Origin of the sequence: Stenotrophomonas sp. SMYL20 (assembly GCF_036320045.1) — a bacterium.
In the GTDB taxonomy this organism is placed as follows: domain Bacteria; phylum Pseudomonadota; class Gammaproteobacteria; order Xanthomonadales; family Xanthomonadaceae; genus Stenotrophomonas; species Stenotrophomonas maltophilia_A.
Genome location: NZ_JAWIRT010000005.1, coordinates 139,853 through 166,456, shown reverse-complemented (window position 1 = coordinate 166,456; position 26,604 = coordinate 139,853). Strand labels below are relative to the sequence as shown.

At 66.5% G+C, this 26,604-nt stretch carries 22 protein-coding genes; 7 read left to right on the top strand and 15 right to left on the bottom strand.

Features of this window, described 5'->3' with window-relative positions; all coding sequences use genetic code 11:
- Positions 1-210: 210 nt before the first annotated feature.
- The 4 genes from V3B48_RS05655 to mdoH are packed head-to-tail and all read right to left on the bottom strand — an operon-like array spanning position 211 to position 4,635.
- Positions 211-942 carry a LytTR family DNA-binding domain-containing protein gene (locus V3B48_RS05655; protein WP_010481294.1) on the bottom strand — a complete coding sequence of 244 codons (732 nt, stop codon included), beginning with the start codon at positions 940-942 and terminating at the stop codon, positions 211-213.
- A 10-nt stretch (positions 943-952) separates the two neighbouring features.
- Positions 953-1,996 carry a sensor histidine kinase gene (locus V3B48_RS05650; protein ID WP_329893367.1) on the bottom strand — a complete coding sequence of 348 codons (1,044 nt, stop codon included), beginning with the start codon at positions 1,994-1,996 and terminating at the stop codon, positions 953-955.
- Positions 1,997-1,999: 3 nt separating this feature from the next.
- Positions 2,000-2,659 carry an alpha/beta hydrolase gene (locus tag V3B48_RS05645; protein ID WP_080291776.1) on the bottom strand — a complete coding sequence of 220 codons (660 nt, stop codon included), beginning with the start codon at positions 2,657-2,659 and terminating at the stop codon, positions 2,000-2,002.
- A 50-nt stretch (positions 2,660-2,709) separates the two neighbouring features.
- Positions 2,710-4,635 carry a glucans biosynthesis glucosyltransferase MdoH gene (gene mdoH, locus V3B48_RS05640; protein WP_032128590.1) on the bottom strand — a complete coding sequence of 642 codons (1,926 nt, stop codon included), beginning with the start codon at positions 4,633-4,635 and terminating at the stop codon, positions 2,710-2,712.
- Positions 4,636-5,128: 493 nt separating this feature from the next.
- Here mdoH and V3B48_RS05635 point away from each other — a divergent pair, with 493 nt between their 5' ends.
- Positions 5,129-7,174, top strand: coding sequence for a TonB-dependent receptor (locus tag V3B48_RS05635; RefSeq protein WP_329893366.1), 2,046 nt, complete (start codon positions 5,129-5,131; stop codon positions 7,172-7,174).
- Positions 7,175-7,234: 60 nt separating this feature from the next.
- Here V3B48_RS05635 and V3B48_RS05630 read toward each other — a convergent pair whose 3' ends face one another.
- Positions 7,235-7,405 carry a hypothetical protein gene (locus V3B48_RS05630; protein ID WP_165929944.1) on the bottom strand — a complete coding sequence of 57 codons (171 nt, stop codon included), beginning with the start codon at positions 7,403-7,405 and terminating at the stop codon, positions 7,235-7,237.
- A 217-nt stretch (positions 7,406-7,622) separates the two neighbouring features.
- On the opposite strand from V3B48_RS05630, the gene V3B48_RS05625 reads away from it, so the two are divergent.
- A complete protein-coding gene (locus tag V3B48_RS05625; RefSeq protein WP_071227807.1) occupies positions 7,623-8,009 on the top strand; it encodes a DUF2628 domain-containing protein in 387 nt (128 codons plus the stop codon).
- 95 nt (positions 8,010-8,104) lie between these two features.
- Here V3B48_RS05625 and V3B48_RS05620 read toward each other — a convergent pair whose 3' ends face one another.
- The 3 genes from V3B48_RS05620 to V3B48_RS05610 form a co-directional block, all read right to left on the bottom strand.
- Complete coding sequence (locus tag V3B48_RS05620; RefSeq protein WP_032128587.1) at positions 8,105-10,636, bottom strand: methyl-accepting chemotaxis protein; 2,532 nt, start codon at positions 10,634-10,636, stop codon at positions 8,105-8,107.
- A gap of 210 nt (positions 10,637-10,846) precedes the next feature.
- Entirely contained in the window at positions 10,847-11,740 is an 894-nt protein-coding gene (locus tag V3B48_RS05615; protein ID WP_164080613.1) for an NAD(P)-dependent oxidoreductase, read from the bottom strand.
- Positions 11,741-11,838: 98 nt separating this feature from the next.
- Positions 11,839-12,750, bottom strand: a complete 912-nt coding sequence (locus tag V3B48_RS05610; RefSeq protein WP_164080614.1) for a S41 family peptidase — start codon at positions 12,748-12,750, stop codon at positions 11,839-11,841.
- Between the two features lie 50 nt (positions 12,751-12,800).
- Between V3B48_RS05610 and V3B48_RS05605 the strand changes: the two genes are divergently transcribed.
- Positions 12,801-13,265, top strand: a complete 465-nt coding sequence (locus V3B48_RS05605) for a MarR family transcriptional regulator (protein ID WP_032128584.1) — start codon at positions 12,801-12,803, stop codon at positions 13,263-13,265.
- A gap of 5 nt (positions 13,266-13,270) precedes the next feature.
- On the opposite strand, the gene V3B48_RS05600 is transcribed toward V3B48_RS05605, so the two are convergent.
- Positions 13,271-14,755, bottom strand: coding sequence for a DUF4434 domain-containing protein (locus V3B48_RS05600; RefSeq protein ID WP_329893365.1), 1,485 nt, complete (start codon positions 14,753-14,755; stop codon positions 13,271-13,273).
- A 323-nt stretch (positions 14,756-15,078) separates the two neighbouring features.
- Between V3B48_RS05600 and V3B48_RS05595 the strand changes: the two genes are divergently transcribed.
- Positions 15,079-15,384, top strand: a complete 306-nt coding sequence (locus tag V3B48_RS05595) for a KGG domain-containing protein (RefSeq protein ID WP_032128582.1) — start codon at positions 15,079-15,081, stop codon at positions 15,382-15,384.
- Between the two features lie 10 nt (positions 15,385-15,394).
- Here the strand turns inward: V3B48_RS05595 and V3B48_RS05590 are convergent, their stop codons facing one another.
- Positions 15,395-16,867 carry an MFS transporter gene (locus V3B48_RS05590; RefSeq protein WP_329893364.1) on the bottom strand — a complete coding sequence of 491 codons (1,473 nt, stop codon included), beginning with the start codon at positions 16,865-16,867 and terminating at the stop codon, positions 15,395-15,397.
- Positions 16,868-16,993: 126 nt separating this feature from the next.
- On the opposite strand from V3B48_RS05590, the gene V3B48_RS05585 reads away from it, so the two are divergent.
- Positions 16,994-17,614, top strand: coding sequence for a TetR/AcrR family transcriptional regulator (locus V3B48_RS05585; protein WP_329893363.1), 621 nt, complete (start codon positions 16,994-16,996; stop codon positions 17,612-17,614).
- 15 nt (positions 17,615-17,629) lie between these two features.
- On the opposite strand, the gene V3B48_RS05580 is transcribed toward V3B48_RS05585, so the two are convergent.
- Entirely contained in the window at positions 17,630-17,980 is a 351-nt protein-coding gene (locus V3B48_RS05580) for a VOC family protein (RefSeq protein ID WP_182266744.1), read from the bottom strand.
- 124 nt (positions 17,981-18,104) lie between these two features.
- A complete protein-coding gene (locus tag V3B48_RS05575) occupies positions 18,105-18,305 on the bottom strand; it encodes a hypothetical protein (RefSeq protein WP_080291777.1) in 201 nt (66 codons plus the stop codon).
- A gap of 188 nt (positions 18,306-18,493) precedes the next feature.
- Here V3B48_RS05575 and V3B48_RS05570 point away from each other — a divergent pair, with 188 nt between their 5' ends.
- Positions 18,494-21,886, top strand: a complete 3,393-nt coding sequence (locus tag V3B48_RS05570) for an autotransporter domain-containing protein (RefSeq protein WP_329893362.1) — start codon at positions 18,494-18,496, stop codon at positions 21,884-21,886.
- A 66-nt stretch (positions 21,887-21,952) separates the two neighbouring features.
- Here V3B48_RS05570 and cml read toward each other — a convergent pair whose 3' ends face one another.
- Together cml and V3B48_RS05560 are read right to left on the bottom strand one after the other, a co-directional pair.
- Positions 21,953-23,140: a CmlA/FloR family chloramphenicol efflux MFS transporter gene (gene cml, locus V3B48_RS05565; RefSeq protein WP_329893361.1), complete on the bottom strand. Its 1,188-nt coding sequence runs from the start codon at positions 23,138-23,140 to the stop codon at positions 21,953-21,955.
- A gap of 198 nt (positions 23,141-23,338) precedes the next feature.
- Positions 23,339-24,244 carry a LysR substrate-binding domain-containing protein gene (locus V3B48_RS05560; RefSeq protein ID WP_032128595.1) on the bottom strand — a complete coding sequence of 302 codons (906 nt, stop codon included), beginning with the start codon at positions 24,242-24,244 and terminating at the stop codon, positions 23,339-23,341.
- Positions 24,245-24,351: 107 nt separating this feature from the next.
- Between V3B48_RS05560 and V3B48_RS05555 the strand changes: the two genes are divergently transcribed.
- Positions 24,352-25,842, top strand: coding sequence for an MFS transporter (locus tag V3B48_RS05555; RefSeq protein ID WP_329893360.1), 1,491 nt, complete (start codon positions 24,352-24,354; stop codon positions 25,840-25,842).
- Between the two features lie 85 nt (positions 25,843-25,927).
- Here V3B48_RS05555 and V3B48_RS05550 read toward each other — a convergent pair whose 3' ends face one another.
- Complete coding sequence (locus tag V3B48_RS05550) at positions 25,928-26,380, bottom strand: PA2169 family four-helix-bundle protein (RefSeq protein WP_005419568.1); 453 nt, start codon at positions 26,378-26,380, stop codon at positions 25,928-25,930.
- Positions 26,381-26,604: the final 224 nt, after the last annotated feature.

The following is a 26,604-nucleotide window of genomic DNA, read 5'->3' as shown; positions in this document are numbered from 1 at the left end:
CCGCCGCCCCGTCTGCGCCCTCTCCCCCCCCCCCCCGTCCCGCCCCCCCCCCCCCCCCCCCCCCCCCCCCCCCCCCCCGACCCAGCACGTAGAAATACCGAGCCATGACCCGCTGTTGCTGTTGCTGTTGCTGTTGCTGTTGCTGTTGCTGTTGCTGTTGATCTTGATGTTGATCTGTAAGCAGTCGCGGCCGCAGGCCGCGCGGACACCTCACAGGTGCCGCAACTCCTGCTTCAGCGTCGCCACGCAGCGGCGGCTGACTTCCAGCGGTTGCTTGCCATGGCGCAACATCGCCTGCACCTGCCCACCCGTGCCACGACGCAGCTCCACCAGCTCATGGCGCGCCACCAGGCAGTTGCGATGGATGCGGATGAAGCGGCTGGCGAACTCTTCCTCCAGCGACTTCAACGATTCCTCGATCAGGTCCTCGCCGCGCGCGTGGTGCACCACCACGTACTTCTCTTCGGCCTGCAGGTAATGGATGTCGTCCAACGGAATCAAGCGCAGGCTGCCGCGCAGGCGCGCGCACAGCATGCTGCGCGCCTGCTGCCCGCGGTGGTCCTGTGGCTGGCCATCGCGGCCGGCCAGGAACGTGCGCGCGCGCGCGATGGCCGCGGCCAGACGCTCGGCACGTACCGGCTTCATCAGGTAATCAATCGCGGCCGCCTCGAACGCCGACAGCGCATGCGCATCGTAAGCGGTGCAGAACACCACCGCCGGCCGTGGCTCGAAGCTGGCCAGGTGGCGGGCGGCTTCCAGGCCATCCAGCCCGGGCATGGCGATATCCAGCAGGACCAGGTCCGGCTGCAGCTCCGCGCACGCGTGCAGGGCCTGCTCGCCGTTGCCGGCTTCGGCCACCACATCCACGCCGTCCTGCGCGGCCAACAGGCTGCGCAGGCGCTCACGCGCCAGCGGTTCGTCATCGGCGATGACTACCCTCACGATCGCTCCCTCACTGGATCGGCACTGTCACCTGGCAGGCATAGTAGCCCTCGCTCCAGCCAGCCGTCATCCGCGCGGCGCTGCCGAAGCGCCAGGCCAGCCGATGGCCGATGCTGTGCTGGGCATGGCCGGCACCGCGCGCCAGGGCCAGCCCGGGGGCCTGCGGGTCGGGCGCCGGATTGCGCACGCAGATCTGCAGTTCATTGCCCTGGCGCATCAGCTGCAGCTCGATGGTGCCACCCTCGGGCAGCCGCGAGATGCCATGCAGCACGGCGTTCTCCACCAGTGGCTGCAGTACCAGGCGAGGCAGGGGAAGATCCCAGGGCAGCGGTTCGTCGCGCTGCCAGCGCACCTGCAGGCGCTCGCCCAGGCGCAGTGATTCGATCGACAGGTAGCGCTCGGCCAGCTCGCATTCGTCACGCAGGGTGGAATCACCCTCGCCCGCCCCCAGCGCGGCACGGAACAGATCGGACAGGTCCAGCACCGCACGCTCGGCCACGACCGGGTCGCGATGCAGCAGGCTGGCGATCAGGTTCATGCTGTTGAACAGGAAATGCGGGCGGATCCGCGCCTGCAGGGCATCGGCCTGTGCGCGTGCGTTGGCCTGTACCTGCGCGGCCCAGCGATCACTCACATAGAAGTAGCGCAGGGCCAAGGCTGTGATCAGCGCCGTCGTCGCCGCGCTGCCCAGCGTGAAGCGCCAGAAGCTGATGCCGCGGGCGAAGCTGTCGCCAAGCACCGCGTACAGGGCATGCACGATGCCCGCGCAGACCACCGCGATCAGTGTCGCCAATGCAATCGCCGCTGCCGCGCCCAGCATCTGCGGCAGCTTCGACAGCGCCTGCCGCAGCAGGCACAGGCTGGCCGTTACGGCCAGCGCCAGCCACAACGCGAAACCACTGGCCGACAGCAGTTCGCCCACGGTCCAGTGGCGGCTGCCATCCGGGGCCAGGGCCAGCACCACCACCACCAGTTCGGCCAGGCCGAGTATCGCCGCCAGCCGCGGCAGGCGGCACAGTTCCGGCATCCAGGGCGGGGCGCTGGCCGGCGGCATGGGTCAGGCAGCGCCCAGGCGTTCCTGCAACCAGTCACCGAGCGCCTGGATCTCTTCGGCGCAGACCTGGTGGGCCATCGGGTAACTGTGCCATTCCACCTCCAGGCCCAGCGCCTGCAGTGCCTGCGCACTGTGTGCGGCCACCGCCTGCGGAATCACCGGATCGCTGCTGCCATGGGCCATGAACACCGGCACCTGCACGGCGCCTTCAGCGCGCTTTGCGCCGTCGGCTTCGGGCAGGTAGGTGGACAGCGCGATCAGGCCGGCCAGCGGCGCAGTGCGTGACAGCGCGGCGGTCAGAATGATCGCGCCCCCCTGCGAGAAACCGGCCAGGAAGATCTTCTCCGGCGCGATGCCACGCTCGATCTCGCGCGCGATCAGCGCATCCAGCTGCACCACCGATTCCTGCACGCCCACCATGTCGGCGCGCGATCGGAAATCCATGCCGACGATGTCGTACCAGCCGCGCATCGGCACGCCGTTGTTGATCGTGATCGGCCGCACCGGTGCATGCGGGAACACGAAGCGCAGCGCCGGCCAATGCGGACGCACCAGCTCCGGCACGATCGGCGCGAAGTCGTGGCCATCGGCACCGAGGCCGTGCAGCCAGATCACCGACCACTGCGGCGAGGCGCCGGTCTCCTGTTCCACCGTTTGCAGCATGATGCGGCTCCTTCAAGTTCGAGCCGCATTATGCCGCTGCCGCGGGACGATCAGTACAGCGGCGGTTGTTCGGCCGCTTCCCGGCGCAGCTGCGCGGCGCGTACCAGCACCGGCGGCGGGATGTTCTCCTCGGGGATATCAAGCAGGCCAAGACGGTGCAGGAAGGCACCGGGGCCACGCGAAGACGTCAGTGCCACCACCGGTACCGCCAGCACCATGCCGATCACCACCGGCGCCATCCACGCGGCCAGCGATGGCGACACCGCCCAGGCCAGCATGCCCATGAAGGCGCCGAACACCCCCAGCCCACCGTAGCCACGGATCAGCGCCAGCCACGAAATGCCACCATCGTCACGCTGCTGCGCGTCCCACCCCGAATCGCGGCCGGACAGCACTTCGGCCACGCCGCGCGACTGCACGTACATCACCACCGGCGCCATCAGCGCGGCCAATACGGTTTCCACCAGCATCGAGACGAACGCGCGCAGGGCACCGCCACACCCCCGGCGGTCGACCGGGTCCAGCAGCATCGCCAGGTAACCCAGCACCTTGGGCAGCAGCAGCACCGCCATGGTCGCCGCGAACAGGCGCACCACCTGTTCCTCGTCCTGGGCCCGCCAGTACACGCTGGGCGACAGGTGCAGCAGCGCGTTGAAATCGATGCCTTCCTGGAACAGCGGGATGGCGATGCCGATCAGCATCAGCATCGCCCACATCGGCGCGGTGAAGTAATGACCGATGCCGATCAGCATGTGCATGCGGCTGATCCAGTGCAGGCCACGGCTGCCGACCACCTTGCCGTGCTGCAGGTTGCCCTGGCACCAGCGGCGGTCGCGCACCAGCAGGTCGGTCAGGGTCGGCGGACCTTCTTCATAGCTGCCGCCCAGGTACGGCACCATGTGCGCGGCCCAGCCCCCCCGACGCATCAGCGCCGCTTCGACGAAGTCATGACTGAGCACGTGGCCACCGAACGGCTTGCGCCCCGGCAGCGCCGGCAGCCCGGCCTGATCGGCGAAGGCGCGGGTGCGGATGATGGCATTGTGGCCCCAGTAATTGCTCTCGGCACCGTGCCACCAGGCCACGCCACGGGCGATCACCGGACCGTACACACGGCCGCCGAACTGCTGCATGCGCGCGAACAGGGTGCGCCCGCCGATCACCGACGGCAGGGTCTGGATCAGGCCGACGTCGGCGTTGTGCTCCATGCCCGCGACCAGGCGCACGATGCTGTCGCCGGTCATCAGGCTGTCGGCGTCGAGGATCAGCATCTGCGGGTAGGCGCCGCCGAAGCGGCGGACCCAGTCGGCGATGTTGCCGGCCTTGCGCCCGCTGTTGTCGCCACGGCGGCGGTAGAACAGCCGCGCCTGGCCATCGGGCACGCGCTCGCGCAGTTCGGCGAACACCTGCTCCTCGGCCCGCGCGATGTCTTCGCGCCGGGTATCACTGAGCACGAAGAAGTCGAACCGGTCGAGCTGGCCGGTGGCGGCCACCGACTCGTAGATCGCCTGCAGGCCGGCCAGCAGCCGGCGCGGATCTTCGTTGTAGGTCGGCATCAGCAGCGCGGTGCGGCTGTGCACCGTCGGCAGTGGCTTGTCCGGGTCGATGCCGAGGCGATACCCCCGGTCGAACACGGCAGTCAGGAAGCCGGCCACGGCGCTGGCGAAAGACAGCGCGATCCAGGCGAACAGGCCGACAAACAGCACCAGCAGGCAGGCCTCGAGCACGCTGATGCCATTGGCCGACAGCACCCGCCACATCATCCGGGTAGCGATGGCGGTCATCGCCAGCGTGCCGCCGAAGATATAGAACCGGCGCAGGCCGATCAGCCGCGGCGAGGTGCGGTGGCGGCGAACCTTCAGCTGGCCTTCGCGCAGGGTCTGCTCAGGCATCTGCAACGGCGATTCGGCCGGCAGCAGCGTCCAGCCGGCATCAAGCCGGGACGTATCTGCTTCCGCATGGATGGTCTGCACCTCCATTGCCGCCTACTCCGCGCAGTCGGCACGGCCGGCCATCCCGGCCGGGCTGCATGCACCAAGGTTCCCGGCGCGCTTTCCCGGCGCCCGCACTTGTCCTGGCTGCGTCGGCGTCACGCCACGCAGTCGCTGTCTGTCACTACCGGAACCCACACGATCTCCAACGGGGCGGAATCGAAAATGCGGCTCAGTCTAGGGCGCCGGATGTAAGCCGAGTGCGAAGGTCTACGCCGGGATTTATCCCCATTCAGCAAACAGCAGGCGAGTGCCGGGGCAGGGGAACGGATGTCACTTGGTCGCCCCAGGTACTGGATCGTAACAAACGCGAACGGTTATCATTTCATTAACCAGGCAGGTCACCGTCTTCCGCACGGCCGAGACCCACCCAGCTGCGCCGGTTCCAACCCAGCGCCCAACGACCCATGGAAGGGGGCTGCCTGCTGTCTGCGTGCGCCTGCTGCTTCCACCGGGTCCCCCTCCTCCGATGGAAGCCGTCATGTCCCTGTCGTTCCGTACCCCTTCCGCGCGCCTGCCGCGCACCCGCCTGGCCTGCGCTCTGGCCACCGCCTGCCTGCTGGCCCTGCCCGGCCTGGCCGCCGCAGAGGCCAGCGCCGATGCCTCCACCAAGGATCTGGATACCGTGGTGGTCACCGCCTCGGGCAACCAGCAATGGATCAAGGATGCACCGGCCAGCATCAGCGTGATCAGCCGCGAGGACATCGAGCGCCAGCCGGTGCACGACCTGGCCACCCTGCTCAGCCGCGTGCCGGGCGTGACCGGTGGCCTCAGCGCGGTCGGCGAGCAGTCCAAGATCAAGCTGCGTGGCATGCCGTCCAATTACACGCTGGTGCTGGTGGACGGCAAGCGCATGGGCAGCTCGGCCTCGACCAACTACCGGCCCGACCTCGGCCGCCAGGATCTGAACTGGATCTCGCCCGACCAGATCGAACGGATCGAGGTGGTGCGCGGACCAATGTCGTCGCTGTACGGCTCCGACGCCATGGGCGGCGTGATCAACATCATCACCAAGCGCATCGGTGATGACTGGAACGGCAGCGCCACCCACAGCTATACCCGCCCGGGTGATGGCAAGCGCGGTGATACCCAGCAGATCGGTGCGACGTTCTCCGGTCCGCTCGGCGAGCGCTTCGGCCTGCGCATCGGTGCCAACAGCATGCGCCGCGACTCCGACCGCTCCAACGGTGGTGTCTATGGCAATGCCTACGCCGGCGAGAAGGACCGCAATGTCGACGCGCTGCTGCAGTGGAAGCTCAGCGATGCGCAGGAACTGTCGCTGGAAGCCGGCCACGGCGTGCAGCAGGCCTTCATCGACGCGTCGCTGGAAAAGCAGGACGAAGGCGCCTGGGGTGCCAGCGAACTCAAGCGCAGCTCGCTGGCGCTCAACCACGATGGCAAGTGGAGCTTCGGCAACTCGAAGCTCAGCGCCTACTGGACCGAGTACAAGAACGACATCGGCGCCACCGGCCGCTCCGAGGCGACCGATACCATCATCGAAGGCAGCCTGACCACGCCGTTCACCCTGGGCGTTGAACACCAGTTCGCCGTCGGTGGCCAGTGGAAGCGCCAGGAACTGACCAATACCGATACCATCGGCCGCGCGCCGATCGACTATGCCGGCAATGCCGTCAGCGGCTCCAACCTGGAAGTGGATACCTGGGCACTGTTCGTTGAGGACGAACTGAAGCTGCACCGCACGCTGGCGCTGACCCTGGGCGCACGCCTGGACCACCATGAGAAGTTCGGCAGCCACGTCAGCCCGCGTGCGTACCTGGTCTGGCACCCGGCCGAACAGTGGACGATCCGCGGTGGCGTCTCCAAGGGCTTCCGCGCGCCCAGCCTGACCGAGAATTCGGCCACCGCGGCCACCCAGTCCGGCGGCCGCGGCTGCACCTCGCTGATTCCGCTGGGCTATACCCGTGGCGGCTGCTACATGGCCGGCAACCCGGACCTGGACCCGGAAACCAGCACCAACCGCGAGATCGGCATCAGCTTCGACAACGACCTGCTCGATGCCGGCCTGACCTACTTCCATACCGACTTCAAGAACAAGATCGAATACGCGCCGCTGGGCGAGTTCAACGGCATCTGGTGGACGCGCATGAGCAACGTGCAGCGCGCACGTACCAGCGGCATGGAAGGCAACCTGAACTTCCGCTTCGGCGAGCAGTGGCGCTGGCGCACCTCGGCCACCTGGATGAAGGAAGCCAAGAACCTGACCACCGGCAGGAACCTGATCGATACGCCGGAGTTTTCCGGCTATTCGTCGCTGGACTGGACGCCCAACACGGTGTTTTCCAGCAGCCTGTCGGCGCAGTACACCGGCAAGCAGACCGGTACGGCCACGACCTTCCTCAAGGCCTACACCCTGTATGACCTGACCGCTGCCTGGAACGTCAACGAGGTACTGACCCTGCGCGGCGGCGTCAGCAACCTGGCCGACAAGAAGCTGTATGCCGAAGGCTCCACCGACTATTTCGTGGCCGGGCGCAGCTACTTCATGAGCATGACCGCGCGGTTCTGACCGGCGGCGCGCGCCGCCATCGCGCTGGCAGCACGCCAGCGCGATCGGCGGTGTTGCGGATTACTCGCTTTCCAGCGCGGCCGCGGCCGCGTTCTGCGTAGCGGCCGTGCGTGCACGGTCCATCGCTACCGCCAGTTGCTGGCGTGCGAGCAGTTGTTGTGCCTGCACCACTTCAGGTGTCGGCAGGAGCACCGGTCCCGGTGCGTTTTCCGGTATAGCAGGTGTGGTCATGCAACCTCCATGGACATCCCACCGCCGCCCGGGTTCAGCTGGGGCGGCAGCGGAACTGCGCACCCTATCCTAAAAACAAGGCGGATGGGTGACGGTGCGGCGCCCCGCCGCAGGCCTGCACATGCCGGGCGCGTCACATTTTTGACGGTTGAGGGTAGTTTCCTGAACCGTAGGCCTCGTATCATGTAACCGTTTTCCTACAAGGACGTAATCGTCAATGAACGCCGTCGACCTCTCCCGCTTCAGCCCGAAGTGGCAGTTCCGCTTCAATTTCTTCCAGCAGCACGGCGCTCCGAAGGAGCCGCGCTTCAAGGAAGCCTGGAAGGCGCTGTCCTTCGGCGACCGCCTCAAGATCAACATCAACTTCTTCGCCTTCTTCTTCGGCTTCATCTACCTGTTCATTCTGGGCATGTGGCGCAAGGCGCTGGTGGTGATCGGCATCGGCCTCGTGCTGGGCATCGTGTCCCTGTTCCTGCCGGACATCATCGCGCGCCCGCTGTTCATCGCCATGAACTTCCTGGTTGCCGCCAGCACCAACTACAGCTACTACCTGGAGCAGGTGAAGGGCAAAGCCAGCTGGAATCCCTTCGAAGGCATGTTCTGACGCGATGCTGCCGCCGCACTCCGGCCTGGCATAGCATCAAGCAGACATGAAGACGCCCGGCCTTGGCCGGGCGTCTTCATGTGCGCGCAACAGGATCAGGCCGCGCGGCGGACCGTAGCCACCGGCTCGGCCTGCAGGCGGAAGCGCGAGACCGCCACCGCCAGCTGCTCGGCCTGTTCTTCCATTGCGCGCGCAGCGGCACTGGCTTCTTCCACCAGCGCGGCGTTCTGCTGGGTGGTCTCGTCCATCTGCACCACGGTCTGGTTGACCTGCTCGATGCCCGCCGACTGCTCGCGCGAGGCTGCCGAGATCTCGGCCATGATTTCGTTCACTCGGCCGACCTGGCCGACGATTTCCTGCATGGTGCGGCCCGCGCCGTGCACCAGCTGCGCACCGGCACCGACCTGCGCCACCGAGGCGTCGATCAGCTCCTTGATCTCCTTGGCCGCGCCTGCCGAGCGCTGGGCCAGCGCACGCACTTCGCTGGCGACCACGGCGAATCCGCGGCCCTGTTCGCCGGCACGCGCCGCTTCCACCGCCGCGTTCAGCGCCAGGATGTTGGTCTGGAACGCGATGCCATCGATTACCGAAATGATCTCGGCAATGCGCTGCGAGGAGGCCTCGATCTGTTCCATGGTCTGCACCACCTGGCTGACCACCTGCCCGCCTTCGCTGGCCACGCCCGCTGCGGAGCCGGCCAGGGTGTTGGCCTGCAGCGCGTGGTCGGCATTCTGGCGCACCGTGGAGGTCAGCTCTTCCATCGAGGCCGCGGTCTCTTCCAGGTTCGCCGCCTGCTGCTCGGTGCGGCGCGACAGGTCACTGTTGCCTGCGGCGATCTCACCCGCCGCCAGGCGGATGCTGGCGGCCGACTGCTGGATCTGGCCAACGATCTGGGTCAGCTGCTGCACGGTGCTGTTGGCATCGTCGCGCATCACCGCGAACACGCCGTGGAAGTCGCCCTGCATGCGCGCGCTGAGGTCGCCTGCGGCAATCGCGCGCAGCAGCGTCGACAGCTCGGCCAGGTTGTGGTCGCTGACCTGCATCATGGTGTTGAGGGTTTCCACCATGCGGCGGAAGTCGTGGTCGAAGCGCAGCGTGTCGCCGCGCACCGCGAAATCGCCGGCCGCTGCGGCGGCGGCCAGCTGCTGGATCTGATCGTTGATCGCCGCCAGGTTGCTCTTGGTGGTGGCCATTGCAGCGGTGAACACTGCCTTCTCGCCCGGCAGCGCTTCCATGTCCACGCTCAGGTCACCCACCGCATAGCGCTGCATCACGTCGACCAGGCGCTGGGTGACGGCGTTGCTGGAGGCCACCAGCTGGTTGCTGTCAGCCACCATCCGGCCGTACTCACCCGGGAACGCCGAGGCGTCCATGCGGTAGCTGATTTCACCGGCGTCATGGCGACGCGCCATTTCCGCCTGCGCCGCCATCACCGACTGCAGCTGCCCCCGCATGCCCTGCATCGCGTCCAGCAGGCGGCCCACTTCGTCGTTGCTGCGTGCCGGCAGGGTGCTGTCCAGCTTGCCCGCGGCGACGTCGCCGGCCACGCGCACGGCTTCGGCCAGTGGGCGGATCGCCAACCGGCGCAGCAGCACATAGACACCGGCACTCAGCGTCAGCGCGGCCACCACACCAACCAGCAGGGTCAGCCACAGCAGCTGGCGCGCCTCGGCCACGATCACCGCGTGCGGCATCACCACACCCAGTGCAAAGCGCTGCGGCGCATCGCCCACACGCAGCGGCACGTATACGCGCACGTTGCCGGCGGCATCCGGAGTGAAGGCTTCGAACCGGCGGTCGGCGGCGATGTCTGCCAGCATGCTGCGGGTCAATGCGTCGCCACGCGGCTTGCCGATTTCGGCGGCATTGGCCGAGGCCAGCACCACGCCATTTGGCGAGAGCAGTTCGACGCGCCCGGCGCCCATCGGCTTCAGCGTGGCCAGGTGCTTCTGCAGCGCCGCCAGCGAGAAGTCCACAGTGAATACACCGAGGAACCGGCCGTTTTCGATGATCGGCGTGCTCAGCGTGCTCATCAGCACCTGCTGGCCACCGATGTCGTAGGCGTAGGGCTCGCTTACCTTCGCCAGCTTGTCGCGGCTGGGCACCATGTACCAGTCACCGGAGCCACTGGCCGTCTCGGTGTAGTCGGTCATCGTCGACTGCTGCGGCTTGCCATCGTGCCAGGCCCAGTAGCTCATGTAACGACCGGTGGCATCGTGCGCTTCGGTGTTGACGAACTCGGCATCCTTGCCATCGAAGGCGTCGGCCTCCCACATGGTGCTCTTGCCCAGCCACTCGGGGTGGGTGCGCAGCTGCTCGCCCAGCACGGCAGCCAGGCTGGCACGGTCCGGAACATCGCCGCGCGCGCGCTGGGCGAGCACGGCCTCGACCATGGCGTCGTTGCTGGCAAAGGCGGTGCCCAGATCGGCCGCGACCTGGCGGGCTTCGGCGGTGGCTTCGCTGGCCATGGTCTGGCGCGAGGCGTCGATCAGGCTGGCGCTGGCCTGGCGGTAGATCAGGAACGCAGTCAGGCCGAAGCACAGCAGCGCGATCGCAGCGGTGCCCAGCATCAGCTTGTGGGCGATGCTGCCCGGGCGGCGGGCAGCGGCGGAACGGGGAGAAGGCATGGAAGGGTCCGCATGGCAGTTCAGGACGACCGGCACCGCGAGGGCACCGCGCAGGTGCGCGATCCGTCGCGCAGGCCACCGGCCGCCGGGACACGCCCGGCGCTGGAAGCGCACCGGGTTAGCGGCCGCCTGCGAACGAGGTTGAGGCGGTCCATCTGCACATTCCTGAACCTGCTCAGGGTCGGGTCAGGAACCCGCCCCGCTGCCGCCCTATTCGGCCACGCGGTCCTTGATCCATTCCGCCCGCGGCAGCACCTCGATGCTGCCAACCGCGTACTGCTGCAGCACGTCGTCCGGGCCGAAGCGCGGCTGCCAGCCCAGTGTGCTGCGCATCAGTGCACTGTCGTAGACGCGGTCAATGCTCAGCGGCAGCGGCCAGCCACGGCGCTCGAACTCGGCCAGCAACTGCGGGGCGCGGCGGGCCAGCACCCTGCGGGGCTGGGTCGCCAGTTCCAGGCAATCCTCACGCAGGAACGGCGTCGGTGCGCAGGCAATGTAGCGTGCGAAGGCAGCGCCCTCATCGTGCAGCAGCGCGGCATGTGCGCTGGCCACGTCGCGCGCGTCGATGCCGCGGTGCAGGCGGAACATCGCCATCCGCTCCGGTGGCTCGGGGAAACAGCGGGCCATGCGCAGCACGCGCACGCTGAAGCCCGGCGCCGCAGCGGCTTCAGCCAACGCCTCGGCCTGCAGCTTGCTGCGATGATAGATGGTGCGTGGCAGCGGCTCGGTATCTTCATCGATCCAGCGGCAACCGCCCGCCACCACCGCATGGCCATACAGCGCCGTGGTGCTGGTCAGCACGAAGCGGCGTGCACCGGCCTCGCGGGCAGCCTGCAACAGGTGTGCGGTCGCCTCCACATTGATCTGCTGGAATACCGCATCCGGCACCAGGCCGACATGGGGTGCGTGCAGGGCGGCGGTATGGATCACCGCGTCGACGCCCTGCACTGCCCGGATCACGGCCTGACGATCGGTGACATCGGCAATGATGCGGGTGGTGGCGAATGGGCTGCGATCCAGCCCCACCACTTCGTGGGCCGCCGCCAGCGCGCCGAAGATCGCACGCCCGATCCGCCCGGAACTGCCGGTCAACAGAATCTTCATTGAGTCCATTCACTCGAAGCGCCCGGGAACTACCGGGATGCATCGATTCTAGGCACGCTGCATGTCGTCTGCGATAGGGCGCGGTTGCAATTGTGCGTTCATTCTGGCGATGCCGATCGGGCGAGCAGCTGCCGGGCGACGAACAGCGGATCGTCACCGCCTGCTGCATCAGGCGTGACGCCGGTGCGTTCCCAGTTGGTTCCGGTACGGAGGTTGATCGGCTGCCGGTCGGGAATGCTGATCTGATAGCCATCCGGCAGCAGCACAGGATCATCGAACATATGTGCCGCGCCGCCACTTCGACTACCAACGACACGTGCCCGCCCCTGCGCCTGCAGCGAGTACGCGACGAATTCGGCGGCCGACCCGGTGCGGCGGTCGATCAGCACCACCAGCGGCTTCAGGTACAGCCCCAGGCTCGCCGGTGGCAACGGTACCGGACTGCGCTGGCCACGGCGTTGCAGTGACTGCACCTGGGTGATCTCCGGCGCCAGCAGGGTCCGCACCAGCAGGTCCGCACTGCCGTCATCGCCACCACCGTTCTGGCGCAGGTCCAGCACCAGGCCATCGGTGTCGGCCAGCAGGGTGAAGGCAGCAGCCAGCTTCGGCCGGGCCAGATCGAGCGGATAGAAGGTGCTCAGGCGCAGGTAACCGATGTTGCCTTCCAGCACCCGCACCTCGCGCACGCCCGCACCATTGCTGCGCGCATCCGCGCGCCAGGCCATCAGCCAGTCGTCCTGGCCGGCGCGGGCATCCACCCGCTCGACATGGAAGTGGCCATCGAACACGTCCAGATCCTGGTTCAAGCGTGCGCTGAACGCCTTGGGGTCCGCGCAGCTGTCCACATAGCGCTGCTGGGTGGACCAGCCGCGCACGGCCTCGGCAATGTGCGCGCCTTCGGCCACGTCCAGGTACTGCGCCTGTATCGCCGTGGCCGCCGCCTGCAGCACCGCGTCCTGGGCCGGGCAGGACGCCGCCAGCAGCGCGCCCAGGATCCACGAAACCGCCATGACCGCACCCCATGTTGATGATATGTAAGCGCTTATATATCATCGCCACCATGGATCTCCAACATGCCACCCTGGGAACACTGCTGCGGGCCCTGCTCGACCAGCTGGACCCGGCGGTCGAGCAGGCCTACCGCGACCTGAAACTGGACTACCGGCCGCGCTACACCCCGGTGCTGCGCACGCTGATGGCGCAGGGACCCTGCCGCATCAAGGATCTCGCACTGGCCTGCGGGCTCAGCCATTCGGCGCTCAGCCAGACGGTTTCAGCTATGGTGCGCGACGGCTGGCTGCACGCTGCGGTCGGTGAAGACAGCCGCGAGCGCATCCTGCAGCTGAGCCCGCGCGCGTTGCAGGCGTTGCCGGCGCTGCAGGCGCAGTGGCAGGCCACGGCACGCGCGGCGCGCAGCCTCGATGCCGATCTTGGACAGTCATTGGAGCAGGTGCTGCGCGACGCACTGCAGGCACTTGAACAGCGGCCGTTCGCGCAGCGACTGCGCGGCACGCCCCAACGCTGAGGCGCTTACTGCTCGGCCGCCATCTCGATTTCGCTGAGGAACGTCCAGCTGCCATTGGCCAACCGCAGCTCCAGCGTGCGGCACTGCGCGGCCAGCGGCGCGGCGTTGCCCAGCACGTATTCCTCTTCGGTCGAACCGCTCAGTCCGGCCTGGGTGAATGGCGCCGACAGCACACCGATCTTCACCGCAGCGGCGCCCGGCTCGGCACACATCACCTCCACAGCTGTCGGCGTGACGATGCCCCACGCCGGGCGGGTCATCGTATGCAGGCCGATCCAGTCCACCCGCCGGCGCTGGCCCAGGTCGATGGTGATGCTGGCGTTGCCATGCACGCCTACCCAGCCTGCATCCATCGGGTTGCGCGGATCCCCCACCCGACGATCGAACAGTTCATGCCCGGTGCTGTCGGGATAGTTCGCATCCGGCGTCACGCTGTAGCTGTAGGTGGTCTGCACCGGATCGACGAGGTAGGACGCGCCGAGCCCATACAGCCCGCGATAGGTGTTCATCATCCGCGACGATTCGGCATAGCCCTGGCCGGGGCCGACCACCTCGGACATGTGGTACTGGTTGAGCCAGGCAACGCGCTTGCCGGCCGAACGCGCGCTCCACAACTGCTGGTTGATACGCTGCACCGACGCGGAGCGATAGGCACCGGACAATCCGTTGCCGGTTTCCAGGAACAAGGGACTGCCATGGTTGAACAGTTCGATGTCGGCCCACAGGCCGCTGGCCCCCAGCGCCGCCGACAGCGCCTCGTAATACGCCTCGGTGGAATGACCCGGGCGATCCCACTGGAACAGGCGTGCATGCGAGGCGGCGCCGATGCCGTCCTGCCAGATCTGCACATCCACGCCGGTGGCCGTACGGAACTGTGCAGCAGCCCGGCCCACGCTGGCCGGATCCACGCTGGATGACGCCAGGTAGGGGGCCACCATCACCGGCTGCGAGGGTGTACTGCCTTTGAGCGCCGTCACGATCGCACGGTAGAACGGCGCGCGATCAGCCGGCACCTGTGCTGGCTCGTCGGTGATGTACCAGCCAGCGAACGCCGGATGCGATCCGTACTGTTGGCCCAGCTGGGCCAGCGACTGCGCCGCATCCTGTGCCACGGCCGTTGCGTTCTGCCCCTGCCAGAAGGTGGCGCACTGCCCCGAGCTGTAGGTGGTGCCGACCACGACCTTCATGCCGCGCGCGGCCGCCGCATCGAGCACGGTGCCGAGCTTGCCGGGAAAGCCGGCAATCCATTCGAAATCCTGCACGCCGCTGGCGCAGCCGACGCCGGCACGGGTGGCACGCACCTGACCGAGGATGATCGTGTCGTTGCCCAGGTCCTGCAGTTCATCCAGGAACAGCGGCAACTGCGCAGCCGGCAGTTGTTCGTCGCTGCCCGAGTAGCCAACGTGGACGAAGCTGCCGGACAACAGAGGGCTGGCTGCGTGGACGGGAGCGGTACAGGCCAGCACTGCGATCAATCCAACCCTGTTCATGTTCTACGTCCCTGTCGTGGCCAGGCGAGTGGCGTTGTTGCGCATCCTATCAACAGCAACGGTGGCCCCATCATGATCACCGGTGGATGCACGTGTGCTTCTACGCAACACTCCATCCTCACTGTCTTCCTGCGGCCCTGCTGCCGCAGTTGAGCGAGATCGCCGCAGCGAAGGCAGCGCCCGCCTGAATGGCTGCCTGATCAGCCCCGTGCGCAGGGCGCGTGAAAACCGGGGCGAAGATGGCGACCTGGACTTAGCGTGCGATGGCCAAGCATGGATGCCGTCGTCTACGAAGGCGACGCCCATACCGCAGGAGATTTCACATGACTGAGCAGAACCCGCGCAGCTCCAACCGGGGTTTCGCATCAATGGACCAGGAAAAGCAGCGCGCGATCGCGGCCAAGGGCGGGCGCGCCGCACATGCCTCCGGCAACGCGCATGAATTCAGTCCGGCCGAGGCACGTGTCGCAGGCCGCAAGGGCGGCGAGGCGATCAGCCGCAACCGCCAGCACATGGCCGAGATCGGTCGTGAAGGTGGACACGCTCGCCACGCCAATGCGCGCCAGCAGCAACAACAGCCTCAGGAGATCGAACGCACGGCAGCGGGTCCGCAACGCCAGCAGGGCTGAATGCAGCGCGTCAGGCCGGTGCGCGCTGCCGATACAGCCCGAGCGCCGCAAGCAGGGCCAGCGCACCGGCCACAGCCATCGCCCATCCGAAACCACTGGCCATCGCACTGCGATACCACGTCAGCATCTGCGGCGTGGCGTGCATCGAGCCCGGTTGCAGGATCAGTTCGCGCGCCTGTGCCGCCAGCTCCCGCTGCCCGGCCGCCTGCGCGGACGCGGCGAACTGCTGCACGGCGCGCTGGCCCATCAGGCTGCCCAGCAGCGCGATGCCCAGGCTCATGCCTGCCTGACGTAACGCGTTCATCGTGGCTGAGGCAATACCCGCGCGCTCGACCGGCGCGCTGGCCATGACCGCCATGCCGGTCGCCGGCACTGCCAGCCCCATTCCAATGCCAAGCAGCACCAGCACAGCACTGGAATAGGCGTGCGAAGTAGCCGGTTCGAACGTGGCCATCGCGCACAGCGCCGCCCCGGCCAGGGCATAGCCCAGCACCAGCGCGGCGTGCAGCCCGAGGTGGGCGACCAGACGCCCGAACAACAGCGAGACGGCACCCATCAACAGGAACTGCGAGGCCAACTGGGAGCCTGCCAGCGCAGCGTTGTGCCCCTGCGCCTGCTGGAAGAACAGCGACAGGAAGAACAGGCTGGCATAGGCAGTGAAGCCCAGCACGAACGAGGCCAGGTTGAACATGCCGAAGCGGCGGTCGGCAAACAGGTCCAGCGGCAGCAATGGGCGTGCCACCCGGCGTTCGACGATGCCGAACAGGATCAACCCGGCAGCTGCCACGCCCAGCGCCAGCAGCGTCACTGGGGCCAGCAGGCCATGCGCGCCGATCGCGATCAGGCCATAGCTCAGCGCACCCAGCGCGACGACGCTGAGCAGCTGCCCGGCAGGGTCCAGCGCAGCGTGCTGCGGATGCCGCCGCTCCGGAATTCCCCAGGCGCCCAGCGCCAGTGCGAGCAGGCCCAACGGCAGGTTGATCAGGAAGATGCTGGGCCATCCGACGCGCTGTACCAGCACGCCGCCCAGCAGCGGGCCAAGCACCAGGGCCAGCGCACTGAACGCCGACCAGCCACCGATCGCACGTGCACGTTGGCGCGCGTCGGGAAACGCGTGGCTGAGGATCGGCATTGCGGCGGGAATCAACAAAGCGCCCGCGATGCCCTGCACTGCACGCCCGGCTACCAAGGTCGCAAGATTGCCGGCACAGGCGCACAGCAGCGACCCCAGCGTGAAGGTGGCGACGCTGAGCAGCCACATCCGCCGATGACCGTAACGGTCCCCAAGCGGCCCCGCCGACAGCATCAACGCCGACAGCGCGATTGCATACGCATTGATCACCCACTGCAGGCCGGCCATGTCGGTATTCAACGCCTGCTGCAGGGTCGGCAGGGCGACGTTGACGATGCTGATGTCCAGCGAGGCGAGGAATGTGCCGAGGTAGGCCGCCAGCACCAGGGCCGGCCGCTGGAAACGTCGCATGTACGGCTCCCGGGGGAAGGATGTGTGCGCATCCTAGCCATTGACTGACCGTCGGTCAATGACTGACGGTCAGTCGGTGCCACAGGCCAGCTAGAATGGTTCCCGTCGCACCCGGATCCCTCCCACATGCAGACCCCAGCTGTCGCCAGGCCACGCACCAAACCTGCGGAAACCCGCCAGGAAGAACTGATGGACGCCGCGCAGGCGCTGTTCCTGTCAAAGGGAGTGGATGCCACCACCATCAGCGACATCGTCGCCGCAGCCGACGTTGCCAAGGGCACCTTCTATACCTATTTCGCCTCGCGCACCGAGATTCTGCAGGCGCTGGCGCAGCGCTATACCCGGCGTTTCATGGAAGACGTCGACCGCGCCGTGCAGCATTACCCGGCCAGCGATGGCGTAGCGCGCCTGCGCGCCTGGATCCGCGCCAACATCGAACTTTATGTGCGCACCCATGCACTGCACGACGTGGTGTACGCCAACCATCATCACCACCAGCGTGGCAACGCCGAACGCAATGCGATCCAGCAGCAACTGCTGGGCATCCTCGAAGCAGGCAATGCCGCAGCTCTGTGGCAGCTTCCAGCGCCCAAAGTCACCGCCTCGTTGATCTATGCCGGCGTGCACGGCGCCACCGACGACCTGATCGCCACACCCGCACAGAATGCCGATGCCTTCATCGCCGCCGTGGTGGATGATTGCCTGCGCATGGTCGGCGTGCCACCGACCAGTGCCAAACGGCGCTGACGGACGTTCTGCCGCTCAGGTGTGGGCGAGGATGTTCAACAACCGCCCGAACGGGTCACGGACGAAGAAGCGGCGCACGCCCCAGGGCTCATCGGCCGGGCCATATTCCAGCGGGATGCCGGCCGCGCGCATGCGCTCCAGTACCTGTTGCAGATTGTCCACTTCGATCGACAGGTCCGGCACTGCGGTGCCGGAACCCCCTTCACTGGCAAAACTGACCTGCGCCAGCGCGCTGCCCTCGCCGCCATGGGTGATGATCCAGCCGTGGTCCATCACCACCGGCATGCCCAGCAGCTCGCCATAAAACGCTGCGGCACGCGCAGGGTCAGGCGTGGCGATGTTGGCGACGACACGTTTGACGGCCATGTGCGGCGGCTCCGATGCGATTCCCCATCCTCGCCGCTGCGTGCATGGCCTGCAAGCGGGCGGCGCTGAAACAGAAGAGCCCCGTCAGGGACGGGGCTCGTCATCAATCCTGCATTGCCACTGCTTACACAGCGCCGCAGCGATCCATGATGCAACGATCGTATTCGTACTGGCATTCCATCGCATCAACGCCACCGGACAGACACGCCTGGTAAGCCTTCCAACAGGGAAGATCGCATGGCGGAATCGGCCCAGCCACAGCAACCGAACCGCTGCAGGCCAAGGCGAACACCGCACCCGCGATCATTTTCCTGAAAGTACGCATCGACATCACTCCTTGATAAGCCTGGTGAGCCCAGGCCGGGCCACGGTAGCGAGGCCTCCGGGAGATGGAGTGAACGCCAGCGTCACGCCCAATTAACGTGTTCATAAAATTCCTGCCACATAGCTGGGGGGTATCGCCGTGCCTTGGCGTTAACGGTTTTGTAGTCCGTCATCCAAGGAAGTTGTCCGATGAATCACCCGCTGCACGGCCGTTCGTCCCACTCCCGTTCTCCGATGCATAGCCGCCTCGCACTGGCTGTAGCCAGTTCCCTGCTGCTGGCTGCTACGCCCGCCATCGCCAGCGAATCACTCGACACCTGGCAGCAACAGCGACAATTGCAGGCGGCCTGGGCGCAACCTGCCACGTCGGCGCCCTCTTCCACGCCCCTTCAGTTGCCGGTTGCAGCAGCCGCAGCAGCAGCCAGCACCACTTCGATTCTCGGTAAGCCGGGTGACCCGGCCAGCTGGCGCACGGACGAATTCAATGCCGACTGGGGTCTGGGTGCAATGAATGCCCAATTTGCGTACGCGCGGGGGCTGACCGCCACTGGCGTCCGGCTGGGGGTGTTCGACAGCGGCACCGGCTTGGATCACCCGGAATTCGCCGGCAAGAATCATCGCAGCATCACTATTGCTGATCTGTTGAGCGATGGCAGCCGGTGTACGAACAGGACTGCATTGACGGGTCCGGATGCATGCTTCTCCAGTGCTGGCGATGAGGTGCAGGTTCAGCGGTATACGCTTGATCCCAAGATGCCCAAGTTCATTGCCGATCTGATTCTGCGCGACCCGCAGATTAGCGAGCTCCTGCGAAACGCATCCTATGAGGATCATGGCACCCATGTGGGTGGCACCATCGCTGCCAATCGGGATGGCGCAGGCATGCATGGCGTGGGATTCGGTGCAGATCTGACCGTCGCCAGATTGTTCTTTAACAGCGTCACCGAGATCTATCTCAAAGGACTCGGTCTTGATACGCGGGTTAAGTCCACAGGGCCAGAGAATTCGGCGCTTGTCGATCTATACGATCAGATGAATACCCAGGGCGTGCGTGCGATCAATCACAGCTGGGGATTGGCTGAAGAGCCCAAGTCAGCAGCTGAATTTGATAGCCGATACAGCGATCCCGAATGGCTTGAGAGACTCTCCATCTTCGCGGACGGCGCACGCGCCAGGGGCATGATTCAGGTCTGGGCAGCCGGCAATACTGATGTGGAAATTCCCACGCCTGAGGAAAGTCCGATTGCCGGCATATATGCAACCTTGCCGCGAGCCCTTCCCGACATCGAGCGGTACTGGCTCAGCGTGGTCAACGTCCAGGAGGACTTGACGCTGAGCAATCGATCAAACAAATGTGGCCTGAGCGCCAACTGGTGCATTGCGGCGCCTGGGACAGACATCAACTCAACTACCTACGACCCCTCTGCCCCGCCAACGGCAGATATTCGCACCGATGCGAATGGCAACATCTCGCTTGACGTAACTCAGCGCGTGCCGACGCACGGCTATGGAGAGAAGAGCGGAACGTCCATGGCGGCCCCGCACATTACCGGTGCTCTCGGGCTGCTTTTTGAGCGCTTCCCCTATCTCGATAGCGCACAGGTCCGCGACGTGCTGCTGACCACCGCCCGCGATCTGGGCGATCCGGGCGTCGATGAGATCTACGGCTGGGGCATGGTCGACCTGCGCAAGGCCATCGAAGGCTACGGCTCGCTGCGCGTGGACACCAACGTGGTAATGAACCAGAAGGCCGGTGGCCTGAAGGTGTGGGAAGGCGATGCCTGGGATGACTGGACCAACGACATCGGCGGCCCCGGCAAGCTGACCAAGTCCGGCATCGGCTGGCTGCGCCTGAGTGGTGGCAACACTTTCAACGGCGCAGTGCTGCAGGACGGCACGCTGGAATTGAACGGCACCAACACACTCACGTCAGCGGTCGAGGTCCAGGGTGGCCAGTTCCTGCTCAACGGCTCGCTGGTCTCCACCGCCCTGAACACCACCGGAGGCGTGAGCACGGTCAGCAGCAGCGGCCTGCTGAAGGACAGCAACCTGACGGTCAACGGTGGCGTGGTGTCCTTCAACGGCACGCAGACCGGCGGCACCACCACGGTCGGTGCCAACGGCCTGCTGAAGGGCATCGGCACGCTGGGCAACACCCGTGTGGACGGCATCATCGCGCCCGGCAATTCGATCGGCACGCTGACCATCAACGGCAACTACGTGCAGGGCGCAACCGGCGTCTATGCCGCCGAACTTGCCCCGGGCGGCCGCAGTGACCAGTTGCACGTAACCGGCACCGCCACTCTCGGCGGCACCCTGGTCGCACTGCCGGAGCCGGGTACCTACTACCTCGGCGAGCAGTTCAATTTCATCCGCGCCGACGGCGGTGTCAGCGGCCAGTTCGCGAAAACCGACTTCAGCGCGTTCTCGCCGTTCCTGCAGTTCAGCCTGGCCTACGGCGCCAATGGCACCCGCATCGACGTGACCCGGGGTGCCTCGCTCGCCAGCGCCGCCACCACGCCGAACCAGCGTGCGGCCGCGGCGGTGGCCGATGGACTGGCGATCAACCAGGGCCTGCCCAAGCCGCTGACCCAACTGTTCCCGCAACAGGTGGGTGGCGTGCTCGATGGCCTCAGCGGCGAGCTGCATCCGGCCACGGCGCTGGCCCTGGTCGAGGGCAGCCGCTATGTGCGCGATGCCGCACTGTCACGTCGTGCCGGTGCCACCGCACCCGGTGCCGATGCGGGTGATGCCACCGGCGCCTGGGTGCAGGCACTGGGCGGCAACAGCAAGCTGGATGGCAACAGCAACACCGCGCGCACCGACGCCAACAGCAACGGCCTGCTGGTCGGCATCGACCGCGAGTTCGGTGGCTGGCAGATCGGCGTGCTGGCCGGTACAGGCCGCACCGACGTGAAGCAGCAGGAGCGTCGTGCCAAGTCGAAGATCGACAACACGCACTTCGGCGCCTATGCCAGCCACACCTGGGGCGGGTTCGGCCTGCGTGGTGGCGTGGCATGGAGCCGCAACGAAGTGAAGAGCACGCGTGATGTTGCCTTCGCCGGCTTCAGCGACAGCCTCAGCGCGCGCTACAACGCACGTACGCGCCAGGCCTTCATCGAAGCGGGCTACCGCTTCGGCAATGCGGAAGGCGGGCTGGAGCCGTACCTGCAGGTCGCCCGCGTGGAAGTGGACCTGAAGCAGATCAACGAGCGTGGCGGCGCGGCCGCACTGCACGGCAAGGTGGACGACACCGGCACCACCATCGCCACCGCTGGCCTGCGCTTCGACAAGGGCCTGAAGGCCTCGTTCCAGCAGGACAGCTGGCTGCACCTGCGCGGTGGCGTGGGCTATCGCCGCGCCTCTGGCGACCGCAGCCAGGTGGCCAACCTGGCTTTCGCCAACAGCAGCAGCACCTTCGCGGTCGAGGGCGCACCAATTGCCGACAACGCCGTGGTGGCCGAGCTGGGCCTGTCGGCATGGCTGACCCCGCGGCAGCAGCTGGAGCTGGGCTACAGCGGCCAGTTCGGCAGTGAAAGCCGCGACCATGGCGCCACCGCACGCTGGTCTGTGCGCTTCTAAACACGTGCTCTCTTGACGGGTTGGGGCGGCCTTGCGGCCGCCCCCTTTTTTGCCCGCCACCCAGCGTTATGCGCGATGCCGCAGCGCGGCGGCACCTGCCAGGCTGGCAAGTGGCAACAGCAACCCATAGGCCACCAGCGGCCACACGGTGTCGCCGGGCAGCACGAGGGTAACCAGCGTGCCGATGCCTGCCACGATCAGGCTCTGCACGGCGTAGTACAGGGCCACCGCCGTACCTGACGCATCGGCGAAATCACGCAGCGCGCCGCTTGCAGCCACCGAAACCACCATCACCAGCCCCACCGCGATGCCCCACATGGGCAGCACCACTCCGACGAACGAGGGAGGCCACGCTGCGGCCAACGCCATCAGCAGTACGCCGGCCACCATCACCCACAGGCCACGCAGGAAGGTACCGCGCACGTTCCAGCGGGCAATGCACACGTTCGCCATCCACGCCGTGACGATCATCACCAGCGCCACCGTGGCGAAGGCCAGGCTGAACGACAGCGGCGAGTACTGCATGCGCCCGACCAGCAGCCGGGGCGCGACCGAGAAGAACACGAAGAACGTGCCCATGCCCGCACTGAAGCCCAGTGTGTAGACCCAGAACGCGCCGTTGCCGAGGATGCGTCGTAGCGCGGGTCGCGACGCGTCCCGGCACTGCGGGCGGGTTTCCTGCCAATGCCGTACCGCGCGCATACCGGCGATCATGCCCAGTACGCCAAGCAGAACGAAGATCGCGCGCCAGCCGAAGGCGCCTGCCAGCAGGGCGCCGAGGATCGGTCCCAGCGCCGGCACGAAGGCCAGCATCGAGGCAAACAGCCCGTACAGCGACGCGCCTTCGGCTGTATCAGCATACACATCACGCACTGTGGCAAAGGTCGCCACCAGTGCCGCCGACGCCCCCACCGCCTGTACGGTTCGCCAGGCCAGGAATGCCGCGCCACTGCTGGACATGGCCAGCGCGAACGACGAAAGCGCGAACAGCAACGCCCCCAGCAACAGGACCGGCCGCCGCCCGATGCGGTCGGACAACGGACCGAACAGCAACTGGCCCAGGCCGAGCACCAGCAGATAGATGCTCAGCGTGAGCTGCACCACCGCTGGTGATGTCTGCAATGCCTGCGGCATCACCGGTACCACGGGAAGATAGATATCCATGGCCAGCGAGGCCAGGAGGTCGAACGGCGCCATCAGCGCAATGGCCGATGGCAGGGTATGGGCCCAACGCGGGGCCTGACGATTGAACATGGGGAGTCTCCGCCCAGAGTGAATCCGGCGGTGATCCATCCAATTCGCGTGCATCGCAGGGATGATCACCGCAACAACGTCTGCATCGTTGTTGCGGCTCAGCGAACTGTCTGCGGACCGTTCCCGTTGTTCATGGTGTCCATCAAATGCGAATGCAGGTGGCACCAGTGTAGCAATCGTCCACCTGCCGCGCGGCGCTCAGGCCAGGGGCAACATGTCGATGCGCCTGCACGGTGTCTCCTTCACCTGCTCGATCAGCCGCCGCACCACTGGCGAAGTCTCTGCCCGCCGGTACTGCACAGCGATGGTCGAGACGATGGTGGGGCCCGCCAGTGGCAGATAGATCATTCCGGGCAGCACCAGCGTGCGTTGCAGTACCGATGGCACGATCGCCACCGAACCAACGCCGACCGACACCTCGGCCAACACCGCCGCCAGATGCCCGGGCTGGGAACGGATACGTGGAATGAACCCGCCGCGGCGCCCGACTTCCATTGCGCCCACCGGCTGCTCCGGCATGACGAAACCCTCCCGGGCCAATGACGCCGGCTGCACCGGCGACCGGGCCTGCGCCAGCGGATGGGTTTCCGGCAGGGCCACGCAGAACTGGTCTTCGACCAGGGTGTGTTCGCCGAAACTGTCGGGCACATCCATCGGAGGCCGGCAGAACACCACATCCACCCGTCCTTCCTGCAGCAGCTGCGGGAGCTCGCCCATCGGCCATTCGCTCACCTGCAGTTCCACGCCCGGGTAGCGGCTGCGGAACCGGCTGAGCTGATCCTGCAATGCTCCGGCATACAGCGCCGAGCCGACGTAGCCGATCTCGATCTTGCCGATCTCACCCCGCCCCGCGCGCCGGCCCAGGGTTTCGGCCTGTTCGAACCGGCGCAGCACATCGCGGGCTTCCGCGAGGAACACCTCGCCTGCCGAGGTCAGCAGCACCTCGCGCCGGCCGCGGTCGAACAGGCGCGTGCCGAGCCGACGCTCGATGTCTTGGATCTGCACGCTCAGCGTGGGAGTGGCAATTCCCAGGCGCAGGGCCGCACGACCGAAGTGCAGCTCCTCGGCCAGAGTGACGAAGTACTCCAGGTGACGGCGTTCCATGGGCGGCATTTCGTTAGGTTCAAGCTAACGTAACCAGAAAACACCGAGAATGAAACAAACACCGATCATTGATGGAATGGCCGTCCTCCCCTTCCTGCGAGTGACCGGTGCCGCCCTCTCCTCCCCCTTCGCCTGCACGGCACACGCTGCCTGACGCGGTCCTGCTGGTGGCCTCGCTGGGCTGCACGATGACCGTGCTGGAGACCAATGCCGTCGCGGTCGCATTGCCCAGCATCGCACGTGACCTGCACGCCGGATTCGCGGATATCGAGTGGGTGATCAGTGCCTACATCCTGTCCTTCACCTCACTTCTGCTGCCCGCCGGTGCGGTCGCCGACCGCTACGGCCGCCGCCGGGTGCTGCTGATCGGCATCAGCCTGTTCGCCCTCACCTCTCTGCTCTGCGCACTGGCGCCCGGTGCTGCCCTGCTCTACCTGGCGCGGGCTCTGCAGGGCATTGGTGCAGCCTTTCTGCTGGCACCCTCGCTGTCGATCATCGGCCACACGTACCACGAGGGGGCCGCCAAGGACACTGCATGGGCGTTCTGGGGCACAGCCATGGGCGTGATGATGGTGCTCTCACCGCTGATCGGCGGCGTGCTGTCCGCACTCTGGGGCTGGCGCGCGGTGTTCGTCGCGATCCTGCCGTTCCTGGGCCTGCTCGGCTACGGCACGCTGCGCTGGATACCCGAGTCGTCAGACAGCGTGGTCCGCCCGCTCGATCCGCCCGGCATCATCACGTTCAGCGCTGCCATCTTCGGCATCGTGTTCTTCCTGGTGGAAGGACTGGCAGAAGGATGGACATCGGCCCCGGCGCTGATTGGGCTGGGCCTGGCCATCATCATGGCTGTTGCCTTCGTCATCGTTGAACGGGCACGGTCACATCCCATGGTCGATCTCGGGCTGCTGGCCAGTCCGCGTTTCGTCGGCGCACTCATTGCCATGGTCGGCTATTCGGTCAGCGCACAGGTGATGGCATCGATGCTGCCGCAGTACCTGCAGAACGGCATCGGCCTGAGCGTACTGGCTGCCGGTGCTGGCATGCTTCCGTTCGCTGCGGCGATGCTGCTGTTTCCCAGCGTGGGCCGGCGGCTCGGTCGCCATCTGACCAGTCCGGCGGTGCTGGCGATCGGGCTGTCGGTCACCGCCGCGGGCAATGCCGTGGCCGGACTGGCCGCGTGGCAGCACCTGCCTTGGCTGGCACTCGTCGCAATGGTGGTGATCGGTGCCGGCGGCGGCATCCTCAATGGCGAGACATCCAAAGCCATCATCGGCGCGGCGCCGCGCGAGCGCGCCGGCATGGCCTCCGGCATCAGCGCGACCACGCGCTTTGTCGGCATCCTGCTCGGATTCACCGTACTGTCCAGTGCCTTGAGCCTGGGCATCCGCAGCGCACTGTCCGCGGCGGTTCCCGCGCGCAACGTACTGCCCATGGCCGATGCGATCGCTACCGGCACCTTCGCCGATGCGCGCACCGCCGCCTTCGCACAGGCGATCTACAGCCATGGATTTGCCAGTGCACTGTGGACGTCGGCCATCGCCGCGCTGCTGGCCAGCCTTGCGGTGTTGCTGCTGGGCCGTAGCACCACGCGGCGATGATGTTGGAGCGCTGGTTGCAAAGATGGCCGGGGCAGCCACGCTGCCCCGACCGTGGCGGCCCCGGGGAGAAGGCCGCCGATGATCGTCAGGCCGCCTTCATGGCGTGCTTGCGCGCACGCATCACGTTATGGCACTCCTGCACTTCAGGCAGAAGCTGGGTGACTTCCTGGCGCACGGCCGGCGGCAGTTCGTTATCCTTCAGCACGTCCTTGAACGCGCCAAGCAGCCGGTCTTCGGACTCTTCCAGCTCGGCCACGTAACCATAGTTGGTGTCGCCGAATGCAGCGCGGACCTTGCCATAGAACTGCTGCATCGAACCGACCACGGTGCCGTGCTCGGCCGGCTTGCCACCGCTGGCAGCAACGGAGCCACTCAGTGCGGCGACGATGCGGCCCTTGACGCCGGCAATACGAGTGAACAGGGCCGACAGTTCGGCATCCTTCACCTTGGTCGCAGCTTCCTCGTAGAACGACTTTCCGTCGCGGGCGATCTCGATCAGGTCGTTGAGGCGGTGTTCGATGGTGGACTGGGTGCTCATGGAATCGCTCCTGTGTGCTCGATGGTCTATGGAGAATGACAGCGCGAGTGCGTTGCCTTCGGGACCACTGTGGAGGTTTGAATGTGCCGAGTGGGTGAGTACGAATTGATGCATGCATCACCACCCTCAACGCGCCCTGACTCCTTCATCCCGTCGCATTTCCGCGTTCACGGTACCTGAGCAGAACGCCGACGATTCACCATGGCGCGATGACGATGATCAGC